This window comes from Stenotrophomonas sp. 86156_Sma (assembly GCF_056481625.1).
Genome location: NZ_CM151157.1, coordinates 1,665,291 through 1,687,286 on the forward strand (window position 1 = coordinate 1,665,291; position 21,996 = coordinate 1,687,286).

The window sequence follows — 21,996 nt, forward strand, 5'->3', positions numbered from 1 at the left end:
GTCCCGGTATAACCAAAGCTCGTTGACCGCTGGAGCTTCCCATGGCCGATTTCCCCGACCGCAGCCACTGGCAGGCGCTGTCCCTTCAGCTCTCGATGCCCGGCCAGGCCTTCATCGATGGCCGTTATGTCGATGCCGCCAGCGGCGCCCGCTTCGACTGCATCAGCCCGATCGATGGTCGCGTGCTGGGCGCGGTTGCCGACTGCGACGCGCAGGATGTCGAACGCGCGGTACTGGCCGCGCGGCGCAGCTTCGAGGCGGGCCACTGGTCGCAGGCGAGCCCGGCGCATCGCAAGCGCGTGTTGCTGGCGCTGGCCGCGCTGGTGGAGAAGCACGCCGATGAGCTGGCGCTGCTGGAAACCCTGGACATGGGCAAGCCGGTGCGTGACGCACGCCGTATCGACCTGCCCGGTGTGGTGCGCTGCCTGACCTGGACCGCCGAAGCGGTGGACAAGCTGTATGGCGAGATCGCGCCGACTGGCCCGCACGAACTCGGACTGGTCACCCGCGAAGCCGCGGGCGTGGTGGCGGCCATCGTGCCGTGGAATTTCCCGTTGCTGATGGCCTGTTGGAAGATCGCGCCGGCGCTGGCGATGGGCAACTCGGTGGTGCTCAAGCCTTCGGAGCGGTCGCCGCTGAGTGCGCTGCGGCTGGCGGCGCTGGCCGCCGAGGCGGGCCTGCCGGAGGGCGTGCTGAACGTGCTGCCGGGCCATGGCGCGCGCGTTGGCGAACCGCTGGCCCTGCACATGGACGTGGATGTGTTGGCGTTCACCGGTTCCACTGCCACCGGCGCGAAGCTGCTGGAGTATTCCGGGCGATCCAACCTCAAACGGGTCTGGCTGGAATGCGGCGGCAAGAGCCCGCACGTGGTGTTCGCCGACGCTCCCGATCTGGACGCGGCGGCCAAGGCCGTGGCGCAGGGCATCTTCTTCAACCAGGGCGAAGTCTGTACCGCCGGGTCGCGCTTGCTGGTGCAGCGCTCGATCCGTGAGGATTTCGTGCACCAGGTGGTTGCTTATGGCCAGCACATGCAGCCGCAGCATCCGCTGGACGCCGACGCGCCGATGGGCGCGCTGGTGGACGCCGCGCATCTGGACAAGGTGATGCGGGATATCGCACGCGCCGAAGCTGAAGGTGCCCGCCTGCTGCTGGGCGGGCATCGTGCCGAGGTGGAGGCGGGTGGCAGCTATGTGCAGCCCACGGTGTTCGACCAGGTGCGCCCGGAGCAGGCGTTGGCACGCGAGGAAGTGTTCGGGCCGGTGCTGGCGGTGCTCGGTTTCGACGACGAGGCCGAAGCCGTGCGCGTGGCCAACGACAGCCGCTACGGACTGGCCGCCGGTCTCTGGACACGCGATCTGGGCCGCGCGCATCGGGTCGCGCGACAGTTGCGCACTGGCAGCGTCTGGGTGAACGGCTGGGATGGCGGCGACATGACCGCACCGTTTGGTGGTTACAAGCAGTCCGGCAACGGCCGGGACAAATCGCTGCATGCCTTCGACAAGTACAGCGAAATCAAGGCCACCTGGATCCAGTTGTAACGACGTGGCTGCTTGACCGCTGTTCGCTCTTTGTAGAGTCGAGCCATGCTCGACTGCTTTTCGTTCTTCGGTAGAGCCGAGCCATGCTCGGCTGCTTCTCGCGAAGAGCAGTCGAGCCTTGCTCGACTCTACAGAAGGCAGACAGCTGTCGAGCTACCGGCAGCGGGTACTCACCTGCAGCACCGCTGCACGCAGCAGATCCCGGTCGGCTTCTTCGACGGCATTCTGGAAGTAATCCATGTCCTGCTTGCCCAGCTCGCACGGGTCGACGATGTACCCCGGTGGCCACAAACCCAGCAGTTGCGCTACGCCATGCACGATCTGCTCCGGCGTCATCTGCCGGCGGATCCGGAAGTAATTGCGGCGCGGCGCGAACGCGGGATGGACCTCGCGCCGACCGATCAGGCGTGGGGCCACGCCCGCTGCGCTGATGCCGTCACCGCCATCGATGCTGCCCGCAGGCAGGTCCAGCATCAGTGGCGCCGTTGCAGGCGGTTCCTCGAACGCGGGGGTACTGGCATCCGTAGGTGCCGCCGGGGGCGGGCGTGGCGCTGTCGATGCGGCCGGGCGCGCTGCCTCTGCGGTGGGCTGCGCCGGGCGCGGTTGCGCCGGCACGGGCTGCTTCGGTGGCAGCCAGTACAACGTCATCCTGGCGCCTCCGTCGCTGCGCAGCGTCATCCTGCCGCTGCCCAGCAGCCACACTGCCATCAATCCATGCACCAGCAGCACCACCAGCCATGCCGCCATGCGCGGCAGCTTCGGCGAATCGGACCACGACAGCGCGACTGCAGTCATCGGCAAAGCATCCATGCAGGGACCGGTGGCGCAGCCTAGCGGGTGACCCGAAAAATTCCGTTGGCATCGGTGTCGGCTGAAACCATCGCCCCGTGCGGCCACCGGCCCGTGGCAGAATCGGGCGATCCGCCGTTACCCGTGTTGCCGATGTCGACGATCACCGCTGCCGCGCCGTCAGTGAATTCCCCCAGTCGAGTCCTGCTGGCCAGCCTGATCGGCACCACCATCGAGTTCTTCGATTTCTACATCTACGCCACGGCCGCGGTGCTGGTGTTCCCACACCTGTTCTTCCCGGACAGCAGCGAACAGGCGGCCCTGTTGCAGTCACTGGCGACCTTCGCGGTCGCGTTCATCGCGCGGCCGGTCGGCTCGGCGGTGTTCGGCCATTTCGGCGACCGTATCGGCCGCAAGGCCACGCTGGTGGCCGCGCTGCTGACCATGGGCCTGTCCACGGTGCTGATCGGTTTGCTGCCGACCCACGCGCAGATTGGCCTGTGGGCCCCCGCGCTGTTGGCGCTGTGCCGCTTCGGCCAGGGCCTGGGGTTGGGCGGCGAGTGGGGTGGGGCAGTGCTGCTGGCCACCGAGAACGCACCGCCGGGCAAGCGCGCCTGGTACGGCATGTTCCCGCAGCTGGGTGCGCCGCTCGGCTTCCTGCTGTCGGCCGGCATTTTCCTGGTGCTCGGCCGCTGCCTGAGCCAGGAAGACTTCCTGCAGTGGGGCTGGCGTATCCCGTTTGTGGCCAGCGCACTGCTGGTCGGCCTCGGCCTGTGGGTGCGCCTGAACATCCACGAGACGCCCGATTTCAAGAAAGCGCTGGAGCGCAAGGCGCCGGTGCGGCTGCCGATGTGGACGGTACTGCGTGACCATCCGGTGCCGATGCTGCTGGGCACTCTGGGCGCGTTCGCCACCTTCGTGCTGTTCTACTTGATGACGGTGTTCAGTCTAGGCCATGGCACCGCGGTGCTGGGCTACAGCCGCGAGCAGTTCCTTCTGATGCAGATGGCCGGCATGCTGTTCTTCGCGCTGGGTATCCCGCTGTCGGCGCGCTATGGCGACCGTTGGGGCACGCGGCGCACGATGATTGTCGCCAGCGTACTGATCGTCGGCTTCGGTGTGCTGTTCGCGCCGCTGTTCCAGCCGCACAGCCCGTGGCTGGTCACGGCCTTCCTGTGCCTGGGCCTGTTCCTGATGGGTCTGACCTACGGCCCCTGTGGCACCTTCCTGGCCGAGATCTATCCGGTGGAGGTGCGCTACACCGGCGCCTCGCTGTCATTCAATCTGGCCGGCATTCTCGGTGCGGCACCGGCGCCGTACCTGGCCACCTGGCTGGCCGAACGCTTCGGCCTGGTCGCGGTCGGCTACTACCTGTGCCTGACTGCGGTGGCGACCCTGTGCGCGCTGGTGGCACTGCACCGGCGCGCCCTGCGGCTCAACCAAAGAAGCGCTTGAGCGTACGCCCCAGCCAACCGCCACCCTGGTGCTCGCGGGCGAACTGGTTCAGGTGCGCCTTGACCTGTTCGGCATAGGCCTGGTCATCACCGCGTATGTGATTGAACAGCCAGCGTGAGAGCATGGTGCGCAGTTCGTCGCTGATGTCCTCGCCGGCCTGGAAGCGCATGCGGTATTCCGATACCCGCTTGATGAAGACCTCATGCACGCGCTTGTGCGCGGCGCAGAACGGGTAGCCCGCTTCTTCCATCAACTCTTCTTCGAACGCGAAGTGCGACATGGTGTAGTCCACCACCTCGTCGATCACTTCACCCACCGCCGCACGCTGCATGCTGGCCTGGGCCACGTGCAGGTGGTTGAGCATCTCGATGATGCGGCGGTGTTGTTGGTCGATCACATCGATGCCGATGTTCAGATCGTCCTGCCAGACCAGTAGTGCCATCCCCGGCTCCCCTTCATGCGTATGTCGGGGCCGACTGTAGAGCCGCCGCGCGGGTGCGGCGTTGATCTGGATCAAAGCGGGCCGGTCAGGGCAGGGCGGGCTCGCGCGGGCGCAGCGGGCTGGCCACCGTGGTGCAGCTGACCCGGTTGCGGCCACCGGCCTTGGCCAGGTACAGCTGGCGGTCGGCCTCGGAGATCAGCCGGTGCAGCGCATCACGCTGCGGGCGCAGGCAGCACAGGCCGATGCTGACGGTCATGCGAAGCGTCGCGGTGCCAATGTCCACTTCCAGTGCGGCGATGCGCTGGCGCAGCTCCTCGAAGTACTGCAGTGCTTCGTCCTGTTCCATGTCCGGCACCAGCAGGCAGAACTCCTCGCCACCGAAGCGTGCGATCAGGTCCTGGCTGCGTGCATGCGCGGCCACCGCACCGGCCACCGCGCGCAGCGCATCATCGCCGGCCTCGTGGCCGTGAGTGTCGTTGATGTGCTTGAAGTGATCGATGTCGATCATCGCCACCGCCACGCACTGGCCATGCAGCTGCAGCTGCGGCAACTGGCGCTGGCTCTGTTCCAGGAAGCAGCGGCGGTTGGGCAGGCCGGTAAGGAAGTCTCGGGTGGCCAGATCCTGCAGGGTGCCGATCAGTTCCAGCTGGTCCACGTTCTGCGAGACCCGGCAGAAGAATTCCTCGCGCGAGAATGGCTTGCGCAGGAAGTCGTTGGCACCGTTCTTCAGGAAGCGCGGGATCAGCGAGGCGTCGGTGTTGCCGGAGATGCCGATCACCGCCACCTTGTCGCGTGAGCGCAGGGTACGCAGGCGGCGGGTGAACTCCACGCCCTGCATGCCCGGCATTTCCTGGTCGACCACGGCCAGGCGGATCGCCGGATGCGCCTCGATCGCGGCCAGGCCCTCGTTGCCATCGGCCGCTTCGTGCACCTCATGGCCATACATGCGCAGCAGGGCCGCGGCATAGCCGCGCGCGGACGGCGAATCGTCCACCACCAGCGCGGCGATGCGGCGGTTGCGTTCCAGCCGCTGTACCAGCCACACCAGGTAGTCGATGCTGCCGGGGGTGTTCTTCAGTACGTAGTCGATGATCTGCTGCTGCAGCACGCGCTTGCGCAGGTCCTCGTCGTACACGCCGCTGACCACCACGGTCGGCAGGTCGCGCTTGAGGAAGAACTCGACCACCGCATCGCGGTCGCCGTCGGCCAGCACCAACCCGGTCAGCACCAGGAACCAGCCGCCACCCTCGCTCAGCAGGCGATCGGCCTCGGCCAGGGTGGAGGCGATCACCACCGGCAGTTCCAGGCGTTGCTCGATGGCTTCGCGCAGCATGCCGGTAAAGGCACGGGAATTTTCGACCAGCAGGATCCGCTGCGGCAGCGGATCGGCCAGGTCGCCATCGACGGCGGCCTGCGGCAGGACGGGCATGATGCGGTGGCTCACGAAGGAGGGCTCGGCACGGATAGCGGCGGTTTCGGGTGTAACTTTAGCGGCGAACGTTGCGCGCCGGGCCAGATCCCGTGTCAGGCCGCCGCTGGCGAGGCGTGGGTGATCGATTCATGCAGGACCAGTCGCAGGCGATTGCCCCGGCAGTGGACCGTTCCGCCGTAGGCAAGCATCCGTCCGGCCAGACGCTCGACGGCCTGTTGGGTGGTGCGTGTCGACAGCGTGCAGTCACGGTCGAGCAGGCTCACGACGGCAACGATGCCGCGACGTCCGCCCGCGCGGCCACTTCGGGCGCGCACGCAGACCTGCCCGGTCTCCAGCTCCAGCAGCAGCGACACCGCCTCGATCAGGGAGCGGTAAATGGCAAGTTGCAGATCCACGGTCAGCAGGCAGGGGTTGCCCGCCAGCCTGGGCGGAATGACGCGGTGCGTGTTGTTCCAGATTTCGCATGCACCACCGGCTTGCAGGGCGATGTACAGCCCCACCTGCTCCAGTCCGGTGGGATAGACCAGGCTGGCCTGTTCACGGAACAGCCGTGAGTGCACGGATGAAGCGTGTTGCAGGCTGTTCGCCACTGCATGATGGCCCTGAGCCTTCAGCCAGCTGACCATTTCAACGAGCGAGCTGTCCATGCCGTCGCTCAGATGCTTCAGGTGGACGGCCCGTTCACGCAGCTCCCGCTCGCTGGTCTGGTGGGAACTGCGTGCCAGGCGCAGCGTCGTTTCTTCGGCCAGGCCGCGGGACCGGGCGCGCTGATGGTGGTAGCTGATGCTGGACCCGAGCGCGAGCAGCGCGACACTCATCACCGCCATGTTCTGCTGGGTGGCGAACGTACCGAGGTCGAAAGAGGAGGGCAGGCCGGTACTGGGCGTAGCGCCGTGAAGTGGGAGATTCAACAGCGGAATCGCGATGGCAGCGCCGCGCCAGCCATGCATGAAGGTCAGGGCGATGGCAGGTAGAGCCGCCAGCAGGACAAGGTGTGTGCGGGTGGTATGTGCGCTACTGTCTGTCAGCTGCATGCCCAACCCCAGTATCAGCATCGCCAGGATCGCTGCAGCTGTAGGCGCAACAAAGCGGGTGCTCCACCTGGGATCCGCGTGCCGCTGCGCCCAAAGGAAGGCCAGCGGGAGCAGGGTAATGATGGCCGCGAAGTGACCAAAGAGCGTTCGGTCGACCGCGTCCAGCAGGTTGCTCGGCGGAGGGTTCGACCAGAGAACATATGAAATGCTCAGGTTGAGACCCGGGACGAACAGTGCCGTGCAGATCGACAACGACAGCAGCCAGAGACCGGTGGCGGCCTCGGACGGTATTCTCCTGAGGTGAAGGTGGACCACCAGCATCGCCATCGGCATCAACAGTGTTGACGCCAGGATGACCCACGCCAAGCCGTAGGCATCAATCATGGGGATGCGCAGCGTCGCGAAGTAGATGTATTCGCCCAGCAACAGGTAGGGCCACAAGCGGGGCGGGACGATCAGCAGTGCCGCTGCCCGGATGCCTGCGGGCAGGAAGAACTGATCGAGCGAGAACTGACGCGATATGAGGCAGCTGGCCGCATAGACGGCGGCCAGCACGAGACCGACCGGACGGATCCGGAAGCTCAGTTCAATTGCTTTCTTGAATCGGTCCAAAAACAAGCCTCCTTTGCTCCCGCTCAGCTACCGCTGGCCCGCTACTGGACACTATCCACTAGATCGTCGCAGGCGCAATCAGCACCCTCCTTCTTCTGCAGATGACGTGGTGCGGGCATGGTGTGCAAGGGGGGCACGAATGGAACTAAATCGTCCGGATTATCCGTCAATCACTTTGTTGTGGCGGGAAGGCGCTACTATCGTTTTGAGGTTGTTTGCTCTTATCCCGACCAGGAGGTCATTGTGCGATCCATATTTGTTGGTGTTGTAGCCGGGGCAACATTGTTCGCCGCAGCTCCGGTATTCGCGAGTGATAGAGGGGGCGGTGACTACCACGGCAGTCCCTTGGCAAGTGCCGCAGTTTCGAAGGCAGGCCTTGGTGAGACCAACCCTGCCGCCGCAGACATCAGCGCCGATCCCGCTTGGCAGGTGTATGCCTTCCAACGCGATGGCATGGTCTACCTGCAGGTCAACGATCTGACCGGGCAGGTAAAGCTGATCATCGGCAATGCCGCTGGTGCGTACTTTGCATTGCCTGCCGGCAAGTCCGCAGCACTTGTTTCGCTTCCCGGTCAGCGACTCACTGTCCCATCCACTGCAAAGCGTTCCGAGGTGTATCGTGCGCAGGACGTGGTACTGGTGCGGTATGCCACCGCGGATGGCGACATCTGGTCTGTCGAAACACCGTAGCGCCCGGACCGGAGGGCTTGAGGCGTGCGAGCGATCAAAACCGCTTGCACGTTTCCGCGACCACGCTCAAGGCGGGGGCAAATGCCTGCTATCGAAACAGAAGTCAGTAGACCTTGTCATTCAAGCCTGAGCGCGTGAGGGACCCGCTTCGAGTCCCGAAAGGCTGTTCCGGGCATCTGATGAAAAAGCATCCAGAGGAGCGGCTGTACCCGTTTCCTTCATTGCCAGCACGATGCGATTTCGGTTGCATTTCAGTGTGCCGCCGTAGGCAAGCGTCCTGCCGGCCAGTCGTTCCATCGCGGCAGCGGCGGTTGTGTCCGAAAGGCGTTGATGTTGATCCAGTAGTGATACCGCTATCAGGATTCCACGATGCGAACCCGTCCGTCCGCAACGCGCCCGCACGTAGATCTGTCCCGTTTCACCCTGGATCAGCAGTGACACCGCATCTATCACAGTGCGGTAGGCAGCAAGCTGCAGTCCGACACTGAGTTGACAGGGGTCGCCAAGCAACGACGGATTGGCGACGCGAGCCGTTCTTTCCCATGCTTCGCGAACGCCACCTGCTCGGAGGGCAACATAAAGGCCGAGCTGCTCCAGGGCGGTCGGATAAATCATGCTTGTCTGCTCGCGGAACTGGCGCGAATGAATCGACGCCACATGTACAAGGCTCTCCGCAATCGCATGATGGCCTTGTGCAGTAAGCCAGTTGATCACCTCGTCAAGCGCATGATCAATGCCATCCCCAAGCTTCCGCAGATGCAACGCGCGTTCGCGAAGATCCAGCTCACTGGCGACATGGGAGCTCCGAGCAAGTCTGATGGCATTTTTCTCGCCGACCTCCCGCAGTCGATAACGGTGATAGTAGTGAGTGATCCGGGAGCCCAGTATGAGCAGTGCTGCGCCCGTGACGGCCATGATCTGCTGGGTCGCGAACGATGCAGGATCGAATGACTCAGGGTGAGACGAAGGTGTTGTCAGACCGATAATCATGTTCAGGGTCGGCACGCCGATGGCGGCGCCCCGCCACCCATATACGCATGTGAGAAGAACGGCGGGAAGCGCCATGAGGAGTTGCAGGGATACTTTTGTCGTCACAGCATCGGCAGGTACGTCCGCAGCCCAAAGGCCGAACACGACCATCAGCGCAAGCGCTCCTGCCATCTGTGCGATATCCCGTTTCCGGACCTGCACTTCAGCCTTGCCTCGCGACCACAGCAGCACAAGCGGCGCAAACGTGAGTATGCCTATGAAGTCACCTACTACCAGGCGGACGATTCCGGTCAACAGCGGAAAAGCGGGAGGTGTTGGCCAGAGGAAGTTCGCCAGAAGCAGGTTGATCAGTGTGACGGAAACTGCAGCGAAGGCAGCAATCGAGATGAGCCAAGCGTTCTTTACTGCCGAGATTACATTGCGATGGAGATAGACGATCGTCATTACAACCGGCATCTGGAACACCGAGCCGAGAATGACCCATGTCAGCCCGTACCGATCGATCATCGGCACTCGCATCTGTGCGAAATAGGCGTACTCGCCCAGCAGGAGATAGGGCCAAAGCCGAGGAGGGCAGAGCAGTACCGCGGCCACGCGTACACCAGCGGGCAGATAGAACTGATCAAGGGACAGCTGGCGGGTGGCCCAACAGGCAATGGCATACAGCACAGCCAAGGCAAGTCCTGCCGGATGGATGCGCAACTTCAGCTGCAGGCCTTCATTCCACCAATTCAATCGCACTACCCCTTCACAGTACGTTCCCTGTCAGCATCCATTCGCCGCGGGACCCGGTTCTTACCGACGGTATCGACACGCGTTCGATTATGCAATCACTGCAGCGCAGCGCCGGGCAAGTGAGAAAATCATCACATGAATTGCCGTGGCGACGGGTTTCACAGTTTTCGAGGCAGCTGATTCAGGGGGATCCCTGATCAACTCACCACAACGCATCCCGCAGCTTGTACCACGACATCGCCGCCACCAGCAGCGGCGTGCGCAGCAGCCGGCCACCGGGGAAGGGCGCATGCCGCAGGCGCTGGAACACGTCCAGACGCTCGCTCTGGCCGGCAATGGCGGCGGCGATCACCTCGCCGGCCAGCCCGGCGGCGGCCACCCCATGGCCGGAGAACCCCTGCGCGAAGTACAGGTTGCCGTCCAGCCGGCCCCAATGCGGGGCGCGGTTGCGGGTAATGTCCACATAACCACCCCAGACCTGGTCCAGTGCCACGTCGGCCAGCTGTGGGAACACCTGGTGCATGCGCCGCTGCATCACCCCGCGCAGGCCGGGTGGGGGCAGGGCCGAGTAGCTGGCGCGGCCGCCGAACAGCAGCCGGTGGTCGTGGCTGAGGCGGAAGTAGTCCAGAGCCCATGCGGTGTCGGCCACGGCCATGTTGTTGCCGATCAGGGCCCGGGCGCGTTCAGCACCCAGCGGCTGGCTGGCGCCGATATAGGTGCCCACCGGCATGATCCGCCGTTCCAGCTCGGGCAGCAGGCCCTGCAGCCAGGCGTTGCCGGCCACCACCAGATGCGCAGCGCGCACGCTGCCCTGAGCGGTATGCAGGGAAGGCTGTGGTCCGCGCTGCACGCGGGTCACTGCGGAATTCTCGTGGATCACCACGCCGGCGGCGCGCGCCGCATCGGCCAGGCCGCGTGCATACGCCAGCGGTTGCAGGTGCGCGCTGAGCGGGTCGAACATCGCGGCGCGGTAGCGCGGGCTGTCCAGCTGCGCGCGCAGGGCATCACGGTCCCACCATTGCATCGGGTAGTCGTAGTGGCGCTGCAGGTGCTCGCAGTTGGCCAGTAGTTCACGCTCATGGCGTTCACGGATGGCGACGCTGGCATGGCCTTCCACCCAATGGCAGTCGATGCCGTGGTGATCGATGCGCGTGCGCATTGCCCCGACCGCGTCACGTGACCAGTCGAACAGGTGGCGCGCATCGTCGCGGCCGAGCTGGCGCTCCAGCTCGTCCACCTCGCAGCCATAGCCCACCAGCGCCTGGCCACCGTTGCGACCGGACGCGCCCCAACCGATCCGCTGCGCGTCCAGCACCACCACGCGCTGGCCACGCGTAGCCAGTTCCAGTGCTGCGGTCAGGCCGGTGTAGCCCGCGCCAAGCACTGCGACATCGGCCTGCACATTCCCCTGCAGCGAGGGCAGTGCGGGCGGCTCGGGCAGGCTGGCGGCGTACCAGCTGGGCGGGAAGGCGGCGCTCACCGCCGGCCTCGCAGGCGCAGTACGGAAGGACGGAGCGGGGGAGGACGATCAGTGTTCACGCGACTAGTTTCGCCGATGCGTGACGGCCATGGTGTGACGGCGACGACTTGCCGCATTCGCGGGCCGACGGGTAACGTGTCGGCACGCCAAGGAGTTTTCCCATGCGCCGCCTGCCCTGGGTGGGCCTGCCCACCGACAGCACCGTGCTCGGCCATCACCGCTTCGCGGTGGCCGGCGAGAAGTACGTGCGCGCGCTGGCCGAGGCTGCCGAAGTGACCCCGGTTGTATTGCCGAGCCTGCAGCCTCCTTTGCCGGCTGGCGAATGGCTGCAGGGGCTCGATGGCCTGCTGTTGACCGGCGCGGTCAGCAACATCGAACCGCAGCACTACGAGGGCGGCCGCAGCTGGCCAGGCAATCCGCACGACCCGGCCCGCGATGCCAATGCCTTCGGGCTGCTGCGCGAAGCGCTGGCGCTGGACCTGCCGGTGCTGGCGATCTGTCGCGGCTTCCAGGAACTGAACGTCGCGCTGGGTGGCAACCTGCATCCGCAGGTGCACGCGGTGCCTGGTCTGGCCGACCATCGCGAAGACCCGCAGGCGCCGGTGGAGGTGCAGTACGGGCCGGCCCACACGGTCACCCTGGCCGCTGATGGCTGGTTGGCGCGGTGGAGCGGCAGTGGCCGGACGCAGGTCAATTCGGTACACGGGCAGGGTATCGCTCGTCTGGCGCAGGGGCTGCAGGTCGAAGCCGTGGCCGATGATGGCCTGGTCGAGGCGGCACGCAGCCTGCACCATGATTTCGTGCTCGGCGTACAGTGGCACCCGGAGTGGCGTGTCATGGATTCGCCGTTCTATCACGCTATTTTCCGTGCGTTCGGCCAAGCTTGCCGGCAGCACCAACAGAACCGACTGGATTCCCGATGAGTTCCCGAACGCGCCCGCGCAAGACGGCTACGCCCCCCGCACCGCAGGAAAGCAGTCTGCTGCGTTGGCTGAAGGAGCGGCGCATCACCGAGGTCGAGTGCCTGGTGCCGGACATCACCGGCAACGCGCGCGGCAAGATCATTCCGGCTGACAAGTTCTCGCACGACTACGGCACGCGGCTGCCCGAGGGCATCTTCGCCACCACCGTCACCGGCGAATTCCCTGACGATTACTACGACCTGACCTCGCCGTCGGACTCGGACATGATGCTGCGCCCCGATCCGGACACGGTGCGCATGGTGCCGTGGGCGGCCGATGCCACCGCGCAGGTCATCCACGATTGCTACACCAAGAGCGGTGAGCCGCACGAGCTGGCACCGCGCAACGTGCTGCGCCGCGTGATGGCGGCCTACGCCGAGCTGGGCCTGCGCCCGGTGGTGGCGCCGGAGCTGGAGTTCTTCCTGGTGCAGAAGAACACCGACCCGGACTTCCCGCTGCTGCCACCGGCCGGCCGCTCCGGGCGTCCGGAAACCGCGCGGCAGTCGTACTCGATCGATGCGGTCAACGAATTCGACCCGATCCTCGACCTGATGTACGACTATGCTGATGCGATGAAGCTGGACGTGGACACGCTGATCCACGAATCCGGCGCCGCGCAGCTGGAGGTCAACTTCACCCACGCCGATGCGATGGACCTGGCCGACCAGGTATTCCTGTTCAAGCGCACCATGCGCGAGGCGGCGATGCGCCACGGGGTGTATGCCACGTTCCTGGCCAAGCCGATGGAAAACGAGCCGGGCAGTGCCATGCACATCCACCAGAGCCTGGTGCGGGTGAGCGATGGCAGCAATGTGTTCGCCGGTGAGACCCATGCCGAGGGCGAGTTCAGCCCGGTGTTCGGCCACTACCTGGGCGGCCTGCAGAAATACGTGCCGCAGGCGATGGCCTTCTTTGCGCCGAACGTGAATTCCTATCGCCGGCTGGTGTTCGGCGAGGTCTCGCCGAGCAACGTGCACTGGGGCTATGACAACCGCACCTGCGGGCTGCGCGTGCCGCTGGACACGCCGGAGAACATGCGCGTGGAAAGCCGCTTCGCCGGGTCTGACGCCAATCCCTATCTGGCGATGGCGGCGACCCTGGCCTGCGGCCTGCTGGGCATCCGCGAGCGGCTGGCACCGGATGCGCCGGTGACCGGCAGCGCCAAGGAACTGGGCTACAACCTGCCGCGCTCGCTGGGCGAAGCGCTGGACGGGCTGGAGCAGTGCAGCGAGCTGCAGGCGCTGCTGGGCGAGCGCTTCTGCCGCGCCTACATCTCGGTCAAGCGCAAGGAATATGAGACCTTCTTCCGCGTCATCAGCTCGTGGGAGCGCGAGTTCCTGCTGCTGAACGTCTGAGCATCTGGAATAGAAAAATCCGCCGCCGGGGGGTAGGCTGGCACCCGTCGCCGGCCCCGCCGGCCCCCCTTTCCGCATTCTGGAGCACCCGATGAAGCTGCGTATCCTCACGCTCGGCCTGGCCTCCGCCATGCTCGCCGCCTGCAGCGGTGGCAACGGCGGCGCGCAGGACAGCCAGGTCCTGAACGTCTACAACTACAGCGATTACATCGCCGAGGACACCATCCCGACCTTCGAGAAGGAGAGCGGCATCAAGGTGACCTACGATGTGTTCGACAGTGATGAGATGGTCGAGACCAAGCTGCTGGCCGGCAACAGCGGCTACGACGTGGTGGTGCCGACCCTGAACTTCTTCGGCCGCCAGATCCAGGCCGGTGTGTTCCTGCCGCTGGACAAGAGCAAGATCCCGAACCTGGCCAACCTCGATCCGGCGGTGATGAAGCGCATCGCCACCCAGGACCCGGGCAACCAGTACGGCGTGCCGTACATGATCGGCACCACCGGCATCGGCTACAACGTGGAGATGCTGAAGCAGCGCTTCGGCGGCAGCACCGACATCGCCAACAGCTGGGACCTGGTGTTCAAGCCGGAGAACATCAGCAAGATGAAGGACTGCGGCGTGACCATCCTGGACACGCCGGCGGACATGATCCCGATCGCGCTGCATTACCTGGGCCTGGACCCGCACAGCGGTGACCCGGCCGAGCTGCAGAAGGCGGCCGACCTGCTGAAGTCGATCCGACCGTACGTGCAGAATTTCCACTCCTCGCAGTACGTGGGTTCGCTGGCCAATGGCGGCACCTGCCTGGTGGTCGGCTGGTCGGGTGACATCATCCAGGCCCGCGACCGCGCCGAGGAAGCCAGCAATGGCGTGCACGTGGCCTATTCGATCCCGAAGGAAGGCGCCCCGCAGTGGTTCGATATGCTGGCGATCCCGAAGGACGCCAAGCATCCGGAGGCCGCGTACGCGTTCATCAACTACCTGCTGCAGCCGAAGGTTGCCGCGGCCAACACCAACTTCATCCACTACGCCAACCCGGTGCCGACCGCGACCCCGCTGGTGGATGAGGCGATCCGTACCGACCCGACCATCTACCCGCCGGCCGACGTGGCCGAGAAGATGTTCACGTACTCGATCAACACGCCGGAGACCGACAAGCTCTACACCCGGCTGTGGACCGAGGTGAAGACCGGCCGTTAAGCCGGTCTGGCGCCGCCGGGCCATGCCCGGCGGATTGCTTCATCCTTGGCCGGGCGCGGTACCGCCGCCCTGGTCAAGGTGCCGCAGGATCGCCGGCAACAGGTCGCGTGCATCGCGACCGCCGTTGCACAGGAACGATGAACTCATCCGCTGCAGGTTGTGCATGCCGATGAAGAACAGCCCCGGTTGCGGTGAAACACCGAAGTCGCCGAGCGGGTAGCCATGTGCATCCAGCGCGCCCGGTACGTCGAGCCAGGGCCATTCGGCGACGAAGCCGGTGGCCAGCACCACCGAGCGGATGCCTTCCGCCTCCAGATCCAGTTCGCGCGGGGATGCGTCCGGCTCCCAGTGCAGATAGACCTCCTCCGGAATGTAGCGGGCATCGTCGGTGCGTGGCTCGGGACGCGTGGCGTAGTACGCGCAGGCCAGCGAATCGAGATAGGCGTACTCGGCCCGCGTGGCCTCGATCGCGGTGCGCAGCTGCGGGCGTACATCGGCGAAGCGGGCGACATTTCCATCGAAGCCCTGCAACCGGCCCAGCAGCCTGATGCCCGCGCGGTGCATCGCCAGCAGGCTGATCGAGCTGCCCAGGCCGGCACGCCCCTTGCCGGAAATCAGCGGGAATTCGGCGGTACGGGCCTTGCGCAGCGCATCCGGTTCTCCGGCCAGGACGGCGGCCGCTTCACTCACATGCTGGTGGATACGCCCGGCCATGTCCCACCAGGTCATCGAGTCCTTGCCGCGCAGCCGGCGGGTATGCGAATGCCGCTGGGCCAGTGACCAGTGTACGCTGCGACCGCTGTCGCGCAGGTCCTGGGCGATCTGCGCGCCGGACTGGCCGCCACCGATGACCAGCACGCCGCCGTCGGGCAGCTGGCGGGGGTTGCGGTAGTCGCCGGAGTGCAGCACCGTCAGACCCCGCGCGGGCGCGAACGGGACCCGGGGCATCCGCGCGCGGCGGTATTCACCGGTAGCGACCACAACCGCCCCAGCCCGGATCAATCCGTGGCTGGTTTCGATGGCATAGCCGCCCAATGCGGGCGTGACCCGCTGAACCGCACAACCTTCGCTGATCGGCAACGAACGTTCGTCGGCATAGCCGCGCAGCCGCCGGATCACCTCCGGGGCCCCCATGAAACCTTCCGGGTCGTCACCTGCATAGGCATGGCCGTGCAGGGCCATCGTCGCGTTGGCGGTGTTGGTCTGGAATGAATCCCAGCGCCGCTGCCAGCTGGCGCCCACGGTTTCGGCCTCCAGCACGCGATGCTCGACGCCGGCTTCCTGCAGGAGCGCGCTGAGGGACAGCCCGGCCTGGCCGGCGCCGATGATGACCAGCGGCAGCGTTGCAGGCAGGGAGCCCGGCAGGCGGGGCGGGAAAGGGGAGGGGCTGTCCGGGGAAGTCACCAGGATGGGTCCATGCAGGGGCTTGATCCGGGCCATTGCGCGGGGAATGCCCCGGGCCTTCAACAGATCCGGTTCTGAAAAACGTTGCAGATCGAGGCGTCGCCTGTGGTGTCTGGCCGGGACGGCCGCAGGGTCGTCCAGGGGAGCCCGGGCCTTTGCGCGGGCAGGCCACCATGGCGGGGGAAAACCGACACTCCCAGGGCCCCCGGAGCCGGCCAGCGGCCGCTTCCGCCTGCCGCCGTCATATCCCCTGGGCCCCCCGGCCGTTAGAATGGCGGCCGCTGTCCACCGCCCGCTCCCGGAGCCCCCATGCCCGTTGAAGCCCAGCCGGTAGCCACCGTCGTCGACACGACCGGTGCGCCCGGCTATCTCTCCATTCGTGACCTGCGCAAGGAATTCGACGGTTTCGTCGCCGTTGACGACGTCAATCTGGACGTGCGCAAGGGCGAAATCTTTGCCCTGCTCGGTGGCTCGGGCAGTGGCAAATCGACCCTGCTGCGCTGTCTGGGTGGCTTCGAGACGCCCACCAAGGGCAGCATCACCCTCGACGGCCAGCGCCTGGACGCGCTGCCGCCGTATCAGCGGCCGGTCAATATGATGTTCCAGTCCTACGCCCTGTTCCCGCACATGACGGTCGAGCAGAACATCGCCTTCGGCCTCAAGCAGGACGGGATGGCAAAGGACGCGATCAGCAAGCGCGTTGGCGAGATGCTGGACCTGGTGCAGATGGGGCACCTGGGCAAGCGCAAGCCGCATCAGCTGTCCGGCGGCCAGCAGCAGCGCGTGGCGCTGGCGCGGTCGCTGGCCAAAGGGCCGAAGCTGCTGTTGCTGGACGAGCCGATGGGCGCGCTGGACAAGAAACTGCGCTCGCAGATGCAACTGGAACTGGTCAGCATCATCGAATCGTCGGGTGTGACCTGCGTGATGGTTACCCACGATCAAGAAGAAGCGATGACCATGGCCACCCGCATCGCGGTGATGGATGCCGGCTGGATCCAGCAGGTCGGCAAGCCGGACGAGGTCTACGAGCAGCCGGCCAACCGCTTCGTCGCCGAGTTCATCGGTTCGGTCAACCTGTTCGACGGGGTGATCGACGAGGACCTTCCCGAGTACGTGACCGTGCGCTCGCCGCTGTTCCCGGCGCCGATCTACATCGCCCATGGCATCACCGGCTATGAAGGGCAGCCGGTCGCGTTCGCGCTGCGCCCGGAGAAGGTGATGATCGGCAAGGACGAGCCGGAAGGGCACACCAACAAGGCGCAGGGCGTGATCGAGGACATTGCCTACTTCGGCAGCCACTCGGTGTACCACGTGCGCCTGCCCAGCGGTGCCAAGGTACTGGCCAACTTCGCCAACTCGCAGCGCTGGGCCAGTGATGGCCTCACCTGGGGCGACGAGGTGTGGGTGCACTGGCGCGACAACGACGGCGTGGTGCTGACCTCATGAGCGTCGCCGGCCTGAAGCGCTGGTTGCCGGGGCTGCGTGCCACGGTGATCGGCATTCCGTATCTGTGGCTGCTGCTGTTCTTCGCAGTGCCGTTCCTGATCGTGCTGATGATCAGCTTCTCGCTCAGCCGGGTCGGCTCGCCGCCGTACACCTGGCTGCTGCAGTACGCCGATGGCGGCTTCTCGCTGAAGCTGAACCTGGAAAACTACCTGGCGCTGTTCCGCGATTCGATCTATGCGCAGGCGTTCCTGAGCTCGATCAAGATCGCGGCGATCTCGACCTTCCTGACCCTGCTGATCGGCTACCCGATGGCCTACGCCATCGCGCGCCTGTCGCCGGCCGCGCGCAACGTGGCGATGATGCTGGTGGTGCTGCCGTCGTGGACCTCGTTCCTGATCCGCGTGTATGCATGGAAGGCGATCCTGGACCGCAACGGCCTGCTCGACCAGTTCCTGCAGTTCACCGGTCTGCAGACGCTGATGACGTCGATGGGCCTGCCGAAACTGCAGCTGATCGACACCCCGACCGCCGCCTATATCGGCATCGTCTACTGCTATCTGCCGTTCATGGTGCTGCCGCTGTACGCCAACCTGGTCAAGCATGACCACCGCCTGCTGGAAGCTGCCTACGACCTCGGTGCCAAGCCGTGGCAGGCGTTCCTGCGCATCACCCTGCCGCTGTCCAAGGCCGGCATCATCGCCGGCTGCATGCTGGTGATGATCCCGGCGATCGGCGAATTCGTGATTCCGGAAATGCTGGGTGGCTCGGAAACGCTGATGGTCGGCCGCCAGCTGTGGAATGAATTCTTCAACAACCGCAACTGGCCGGGCGCGTCGGCGATGGCAGTTGCGATGATCCTGTTGCTGCTGGTGCCGATCCTGCTGTTCAACCGTTCCCAGCAGCGCCTGCTGGAAGGGAAGCAGGCATGAGCCCGCGTAGCGCAAAGGGCCTCGGGCTGGGCGTGCTGCTGCTCGGCTTCGCCTTCCTGTACCTGCCGATCCTGTTGTTGATGTTCTATTCGTTCAACAGCTCGCGGTTGGCGATGGTCTGGGCCGGGTTCTCCACCCGCGCCTACAGCGACCTGTTCGCCGACCGCGCGCTGATGGATGCGATGTGGACCAGCCTGGTGGTGGCGTTCTGGACCGCCTGTACCGCCACCGTGCTGGGCACGCTGGCGGCGATGGTGATGACGCGCTTCAAGCGCTTCCGTGGCAAGCCGCTGTTCGGCGCGCTGGTGACCGCGCCGCTGGTGATGCCGGATGTGATCCTGGGCTTCTCGCTGATGGCGCTGCTGGCCTCTATGGGCGCGATTCCCGGCTTTCCGGCGCGCGGCCTGACCACCATCTGGATCGCCCACGTCACCTTCACCCTGTGCTTCGTCACCGTGGTGGTGTCCTCGCGCCTGCAGGAAATGGACCTGTCGCTGGAAGAAGCCGCGATGGACCTGGGCGCGAGCCGGCTGACCGTGTTCGGGCGCATCACCCTGCCGATCATCGCGCCGGCGCTGGTGGCCGGTTGGCTGCTGGCGTTCACCCTGTCGCTGGATGACGTGGTGGTGGCCAGCTTCGTCGCCACGCCGGGCTCGACCACGCTGCCGATGAAGGTGTTCGCCTCGGTGCGCATGGGTATCAGCCCGAAGATCAATGCACTGGCCACGCTGCTGGTGTCGGCGGTATCGATCGCCGCGGTGATCGGCTGGTACATCAACGCCCGCGCCGAGAAACGGCGCCAGCGCGACCTGCAGCTGGCGCGGCAGGAAAACGGCTGAGCACACGGTTTGTCGACAGCGTCGGCAACATCCGGCTCACGGCCGGCGGCGCACAATGGGGGTCTACCAGATGGAGATCCCCCATGACCGTCGAGATTGTCGACCCGGCCACCGGCCAGGTGACCTACCGCCATGAACTGATGGGTGCTGCCGACGTCGAGCAGCGCCTGCAGGCCGCCGCCGATGCATTCCCCGGCTGGGCTGATCACTCGTTGCAGGAGCGGGGGGCGATCCTCAAGCAGATCGCTGGCCAACTGCGTGCGCGCCGTGACGATCTGCAGCAGGCGATGACCCATGAGATGGGCAAGCTCAAGGCCGAAGCGCTGGCCGAGGTCGACAAGTGCGCGGCGGCCTGCGAGTTCTACGCCGACCACGCAGCTGATTATCTCAAGCCGCAGCTGATCGACACCGAAGCCCAGCGCAGCTATGTGCGCTACGAGCCGATCGGCTGCGTGTTCGCGGTGATGCCGTGGAATTTCCCGATCTGGCAGGTGTTCCGTTTCCTCGCCCCGGCGTTCATGGCAGGCAACGTGGCCCTGCTCAAACACGCCAGCAACGTGCCGCAGTGCGCCGACCTGATCCTGGCGGTATGCCGTGACGGTGGCCTGCCTGACGGCGTGTTCGATGTACTGCACATCGACAACGACCAGGCGGCTGAGGTGCTGCGCGACGCACGGGTGAAGGCGGTGACACTGACCGGCAGCGAGCGGGCAGGGCGCTCGATCGCATCCAACGCGGGCAGCCAGCTGAAGAAGTCGGTGATGGAGCTGGGTGGCAGCGATGCCTTCGTGGTGCTCGACGATGCCGACCTCGACAAGACCGTGGCGGCGGCGGTGAAGTCGCGCTTCGATAACAGCGGGCAGACCTGCATCGCGGCCAAGCGCTTCATCGTGGTCGAGGCGGTGGCCGATGAGTTCACCCGGCGCTTCGTGGAAGCCGCGGCCGAGCGCCAGTACGGTGATCCGGACGAGCGCGGTACCACGCTGGCGCCGATGGCCCGTGCCGATCTGCGTGACGAACTGCACAAGCAGGTGCAGGCCAGCGTGGCCAAGGGCGCGCGGGTACTGCTGGGTGGTGAGCCGATTGCGGGTACACATGCCGGCTATCCGGCCACCGTGCTCGATCAGGTCGGCCCGGGCATGCCGGCCTACGACGAGGAGCTGTTCGGGCCGGTGGCTGCGGTGATCCGTGTCGCTGACGAGGCCGAGGCACTGCGCGTGGCCAACGACACCCGCTTCGGCCTGGGCGGCAGCGTGTGGACGCGCGATCCAGTGCGCGGCGAACGTTTCGCGCAGCGCATGGAATGCGGTGCCGCGTTCGTCAACGCCATCGTCAAGAGCGACGCGCGGTTGCCGTTCGGCGGCAGCAAACAGTCCGGTTTCGGCCGGGAGCTGGCCGACCACGGCATCCATGAGTTCATGAACATCAAGACCGTCTACGTGGCTTGATGCCGAACGGTAGTGCCGGCCGCTGGCCGGCATTGCCTGGTTGCCGGCCAGCGGCCGGCACTACCAGAAGCGGGTCATGCGCCACAACCAACGGTCGTGGCCTACCGGTTTGGTGGGTATCGATGCCCACGTGCTTGGTGGGTATCGACGCCCCCCTTGCCTGGTGGGTATCGACCGTTGGTCGATACCCCTCACAACCACTTCGCGCGCTTGAACAACCGGTACAGCCCGACGCACACACCGCCCACGCCCACGATCATCAGCGGGTACGACCACGGCTCGCTCAACTCCGGCATGTGGCTGAAGTTCATGCCGTACCAGCTGGTGATCAGCGTCGGCGCCGCCAGCAGCGCGGCCCATGCACCCAGCCGCTTCACTGTCTCGCCCTGCGCCAGCGTCACCAGCGACAGGTTCACGCTCAGCGCGGTGCCCAGCATCTCACGCAGGGTGTCGATCACATCGCTGATGCGTACCGCGTGGTCGTGCACGTCGCGGATGTACAGCTTCACTTCGTCGGGGATCAGCTCGCCCTGGTAGCGGCGCAGCTGCGCCAGCACATCCTGCAGCGGCGCCACCGCCATCCGCATCTTGTTCAGCTCGCGCTTGAGCTCGTACAGCCGCACCACCGTGCTGCGCTTGTAGGTGTCGGCGAAGATGTCCTTCTCCAGCAGCTCCAGGGTGTCGCGGAAGCGGTGCACGATAGGCAGGTAGTTGTCGACCACGAAGTCGGTCACCGCGTACAGGCAGTACGACGGGCCCATCTTCAGCAGCTGCGGCTCGCGTTCCACCCGCGCACGCACCGGGGCATAGGACAGCGAAGCGCCATGGCGTACCGTCACCAGGAAGCGCGGGCCGAGGAAGGCATGGGTTTCGCCGTACTGGATGCGCTCGTCGACCATCTGCGCGGTGGTCACCACCACGAACATGGAATTGCCGTAGGTCTCGACCTTGGGCCGCTGGTGCGCGTTGCGCGCATCCTCGATGGCCAGGTCGTGCAGGCAGAACTCTTCCTGCAGTTTCAACAGTACATCGTCGTTGGGGTCGTACAGGCCGACCCAGACGAAGCCGTTGCCACTGGCAATGACATCGCTGATGGCATCCAGGGTGATGTCGTGGCGTTTGCCCTCGTCATCGTAGTGGACGCAGTTGATGACGCAGGCGGGGTTGGCCGAGGCGGGCGCGGCAGCAGAGGCGGGCAATGACATGCCCGCCATC

18 protein-coding genes are annotated in these 21,996 nt (G+C 65.6%); 10 read left to right on the forward strand and 8 right to left on the reverse strand.

Features of this window, described 5'->3' with window-relative positions; translation table 11 throughout:
- Positions 1-41 precede the first annotated feature (41 nt).
- Complete coding sequence (locus ACZK33_RS07735; RefSeq protein ID WP_423175392.1) at positions 42-1,538, forward strand: aldehyde dehydrogenase; 1,497 nt, start codon at positions 42-44, stop codon at positions 1,536-1,538.
- A 153-nt stretch (positions 1,539-1,691) separates the two neighbouring features.
- On the opposite strand, the gene ACZK33_RS07740 is transcribed toward ACZK33_RS07735, so the two are convergent.
- Positions 1,692-2,333, reverse strand: a complete 642-nt coding sequence (locus ACZK33_RS07740; protein ID WP_423175393.1) for a hypothetical protein — start codon at positions 2,331-2,333, stop codon at positions 1,692-1,694.
- Between the two features lie 147 nt (positions 2,334-2,480).
- On the opposite strand from ACZK33_RS07740, the gene ACZK33_RS07745 reads away from it, so the two are divergent.
- Positions 2,481-3,782: an MFS transporter gene (locus ACZK33_RS07745; protein WP_423175394.1), complete on the forward strand. Its 1,302-nt coding sequence runs from the start codon at positions 2,481-2,483 to the stop codon at positions 3,780-3,782.
- On the opposite strand, the gene ACZK33_RS07750 is transcribed toward ACZK33_RS07745, so the two are convergent.
- The 3 genes from ACZK33_RS07750 to ACZK33_RS07760 all read right to left on the reverse strand — a co-directional run bounded on the left by ACZK33_RS07750 (position 3,763) and on the right by ACZK33_RS07760 (position 7,302).
- Complete coding sequence (locus ACZK33_RS07750; RefSeq protein ID WP_004151683.1) at positions 3,763-4,224, reverse strand: bacteriohemerythrin; 462 nt, start codon at positions 4,222-4,224, stop codon at positions 3,763-3,765. The two genes, ACZK33_RS07745 and ACZK33_RS07750, sit on opposite strands and share 20 nt — an antisense overlap.
- A gap of 85 nt (positions 4,225-4,309) precedes the next feature.
- Positions 4,310-5,653 carry a diguanylate cyclase gene (locus ACZK33_RS07755; protein WP_032127881.1) on the reverse strand — a complete coding sequence of 448 codons (1,344 nt, stop codon included), beginning with the start codon at positions 5,651-5,653 and terminating at the stop codon, positions 4,310-4,312.
- A 95-nt stretch (positions 5,654-5,748) separates the two neighbouring features.
- A complete protein-coding gene (locus ACZK33_RS07760; RefSeq protein ID WP_423175396.1) occupies positions 5,749-7,302 on the reverse strand; it encodes an MASE1 domain-containing protein in 1,554 nt (517 codons plus the stop codon).
- A gap of 117 nt (positions 7,303-7,419) precedes the next feature.
- Here ACZK33_RS07760 and ACZK33_RS07765 point away from each other — a divergent pair, with 117 nt between their 5' ends.
- On the forward strand, positions 7,420-7,992 hold the full coding sequence (locus ACZK33_RS07765) for a hypothetical protein (RefSeq protein ID WP_134951119.1): 573 nt from the start codon (positions 7,420-7,422) through the stop codon (positions 7,990-7,992).
- Between the two features lie 120 nt (positions 7,993-8,112).
- On the opposite strand, the gene ACZK33_RS07770 is transcribed toward ACZK33_RS07765, so the two are convergent.
- Positions 8,113-9,717: an MASE1 domain-containing protein gene (locus ACZK33_RS07770; protein ID WP_049399959.1), complete on the reverse strand. Its 1,605-nt coding sequence runs from the start codon at positions 9,715-9,717 to the stop codon at positions 8,113-8,115.
- A gap of 202 nt (positions 9,718-9,919) precedes the next feature.
- The gene (locus ACZK33_RS07775; RefSeq protein WP_423175398.1) at positions 9,920-11,197 is read right to left on the reverse strand and encodes an NAD(P)/FAD-dependent oxidoreductase; all 1,278 of its coding nucleotides are present in this window, start codon (positions 11,195-11,197) and stop codon (positions 9,920-9,922) included.
- Positions 11,198-11,358: 161 nt separating this feature from the next.
- On the opposite strand from ACZK33_RS07775, the gene ACZK33_RS07780 reads away from it, so the two are divergent.
- The 3 genes from ACZK33_RS07780 (at position 11,359) to ACZK33_RS07790 (ending at position 14,715) form a co-directional block, all read left to right on the forward strand.
- A complete protein-coding gene (locus tag ACZK33_RS07780) occupies positions 11,359-12,120 on the forward strand; it encodes a gamma-glutamyl-gamma-aminobutyrate hydrolase family protein (RefSeq protein ID WP_032127879.1) in 762 nt (253 codons plus the stop codon).
- Entirely contained in the window at positions 12,117-13,514 is a 1,398-nt protein-coding gene (locus ACZK33_RS07785) for a glutamine synthetase family protein (RefSeq protein ID WP_423175400.1), read from the forward strand. The genes ACZK33_RS07780 and ACZK33_RS07785 overlap by 4 nt, the downstream gene beginning before the upstream one ends.
- A 91-nt stretch (positions 13,515-13,605) precedes the next feature.
- Positions 13,606-14,715, forward strand: a complete 1,110-nt coding sequence (locus ACZK33_RS07790) for a polyamine ABC transporter substrate-binding protein (RefSeq protein ID WP_004151739.1) — start codon at positions 13,606-13,608, stop codon at positions 14,713-14,715.
- Positions 14,716-14,754: 39 nt separating this feature from the next.
- Here the strand turns inward: ACZK33_RS07790 and ACZK33_RS07795 are convergent, their stop codons facing one another.
- Complete coding sequence (locus ACZK33_RS07795) at positions 14,755-16,155, reverse strand: flavin-containing monooxygenase (protein WP_423175402.1); 1,401 nt, start codon at positions 16,153-16,155, stop codon at positions 14,755-14,757.
- Positions 16,156-16,428: 273 nt separating this feature from the next.
- Between ACZK33_RS07795 and ACZK33_RS07800 the strand changes: the two genes are divergently transcribed.
- The 4 genes from ACZK33_RS07800 (at position 16,429) to ACZK33_RS07815 (ending at position 20,781) form a co-directional block, all read left to right on the forward strand.
- A complete protein-coding gene (locus ACZK33_RS07800) occupies positions 16,429-17,565 on the forward strand; it encodes an ABC transporter ATP-binding protein (RefSeq protein WP_100468111.1) in 1,137 nt (378 codons plus the stop codon).
- The gene (locus ACZK33_RS07805; protein WP_049399899.1) at positions 17,562-18,494 is read left to right on the forward strand and encodes an ABC transporter permease subunit; all 933 of its coding nucleotides are present in this window, start codon (positions 17,562-17,564) and stop codon (positions 18,492-18,494) included. Before ACZK33_RS07800 ends, ACZK33_RS07805 begins: the two co-directional genes overlap by 4 nt.
- On the forward strand, positions 18,491-19,333 hold the full coding sequence (locus ACZK33_RS07810; protein ID WP_032130237.1) for an ABC transporter permease subunit: 843 nt from the start codon (positions 18,491-18,493) through the stop codon (positions 19,331-19,333). Before ACZK33_RS07805 ends, ACZK33_RS07810 begins: the two co-directional genes overlap by 4 nt.
- An 83-nt stretch (positions 19,334-19,416) precedes the next feature.
- The gene (locus tag ACZK33_RS07815) at positions 19,417-20,781 is read left to right on the forward strand and encodes an NAD-dependent succinate-semialdehyde dehydrogenase (protein WP_125893507.1); all 1,365 of its coding nucleotides are present in this window, start codon (positions 19,417-19,419) and stop codon (positions 20,779-20,781) included.
- A 191-nt stretch (positions 20,782-20,972) separates the two neighbouring features.
- Here ACZK33_RS07815 and ACZK33_RS07820 read toward each other — a convergent pair whose 3' ends face one another.
- Complete coding sequence (locus ACZK33_RS07820; protein WP_012510579.1) at positions 20,973-21,995, reverse strand: magnesium and cobalt transport protein CorA; 1,023 nt, start codon at positions 21,993-21,995, stop codon at positions 20,973-20,975.
- Position 21,996: the final 1 nt, after the last annotated feature.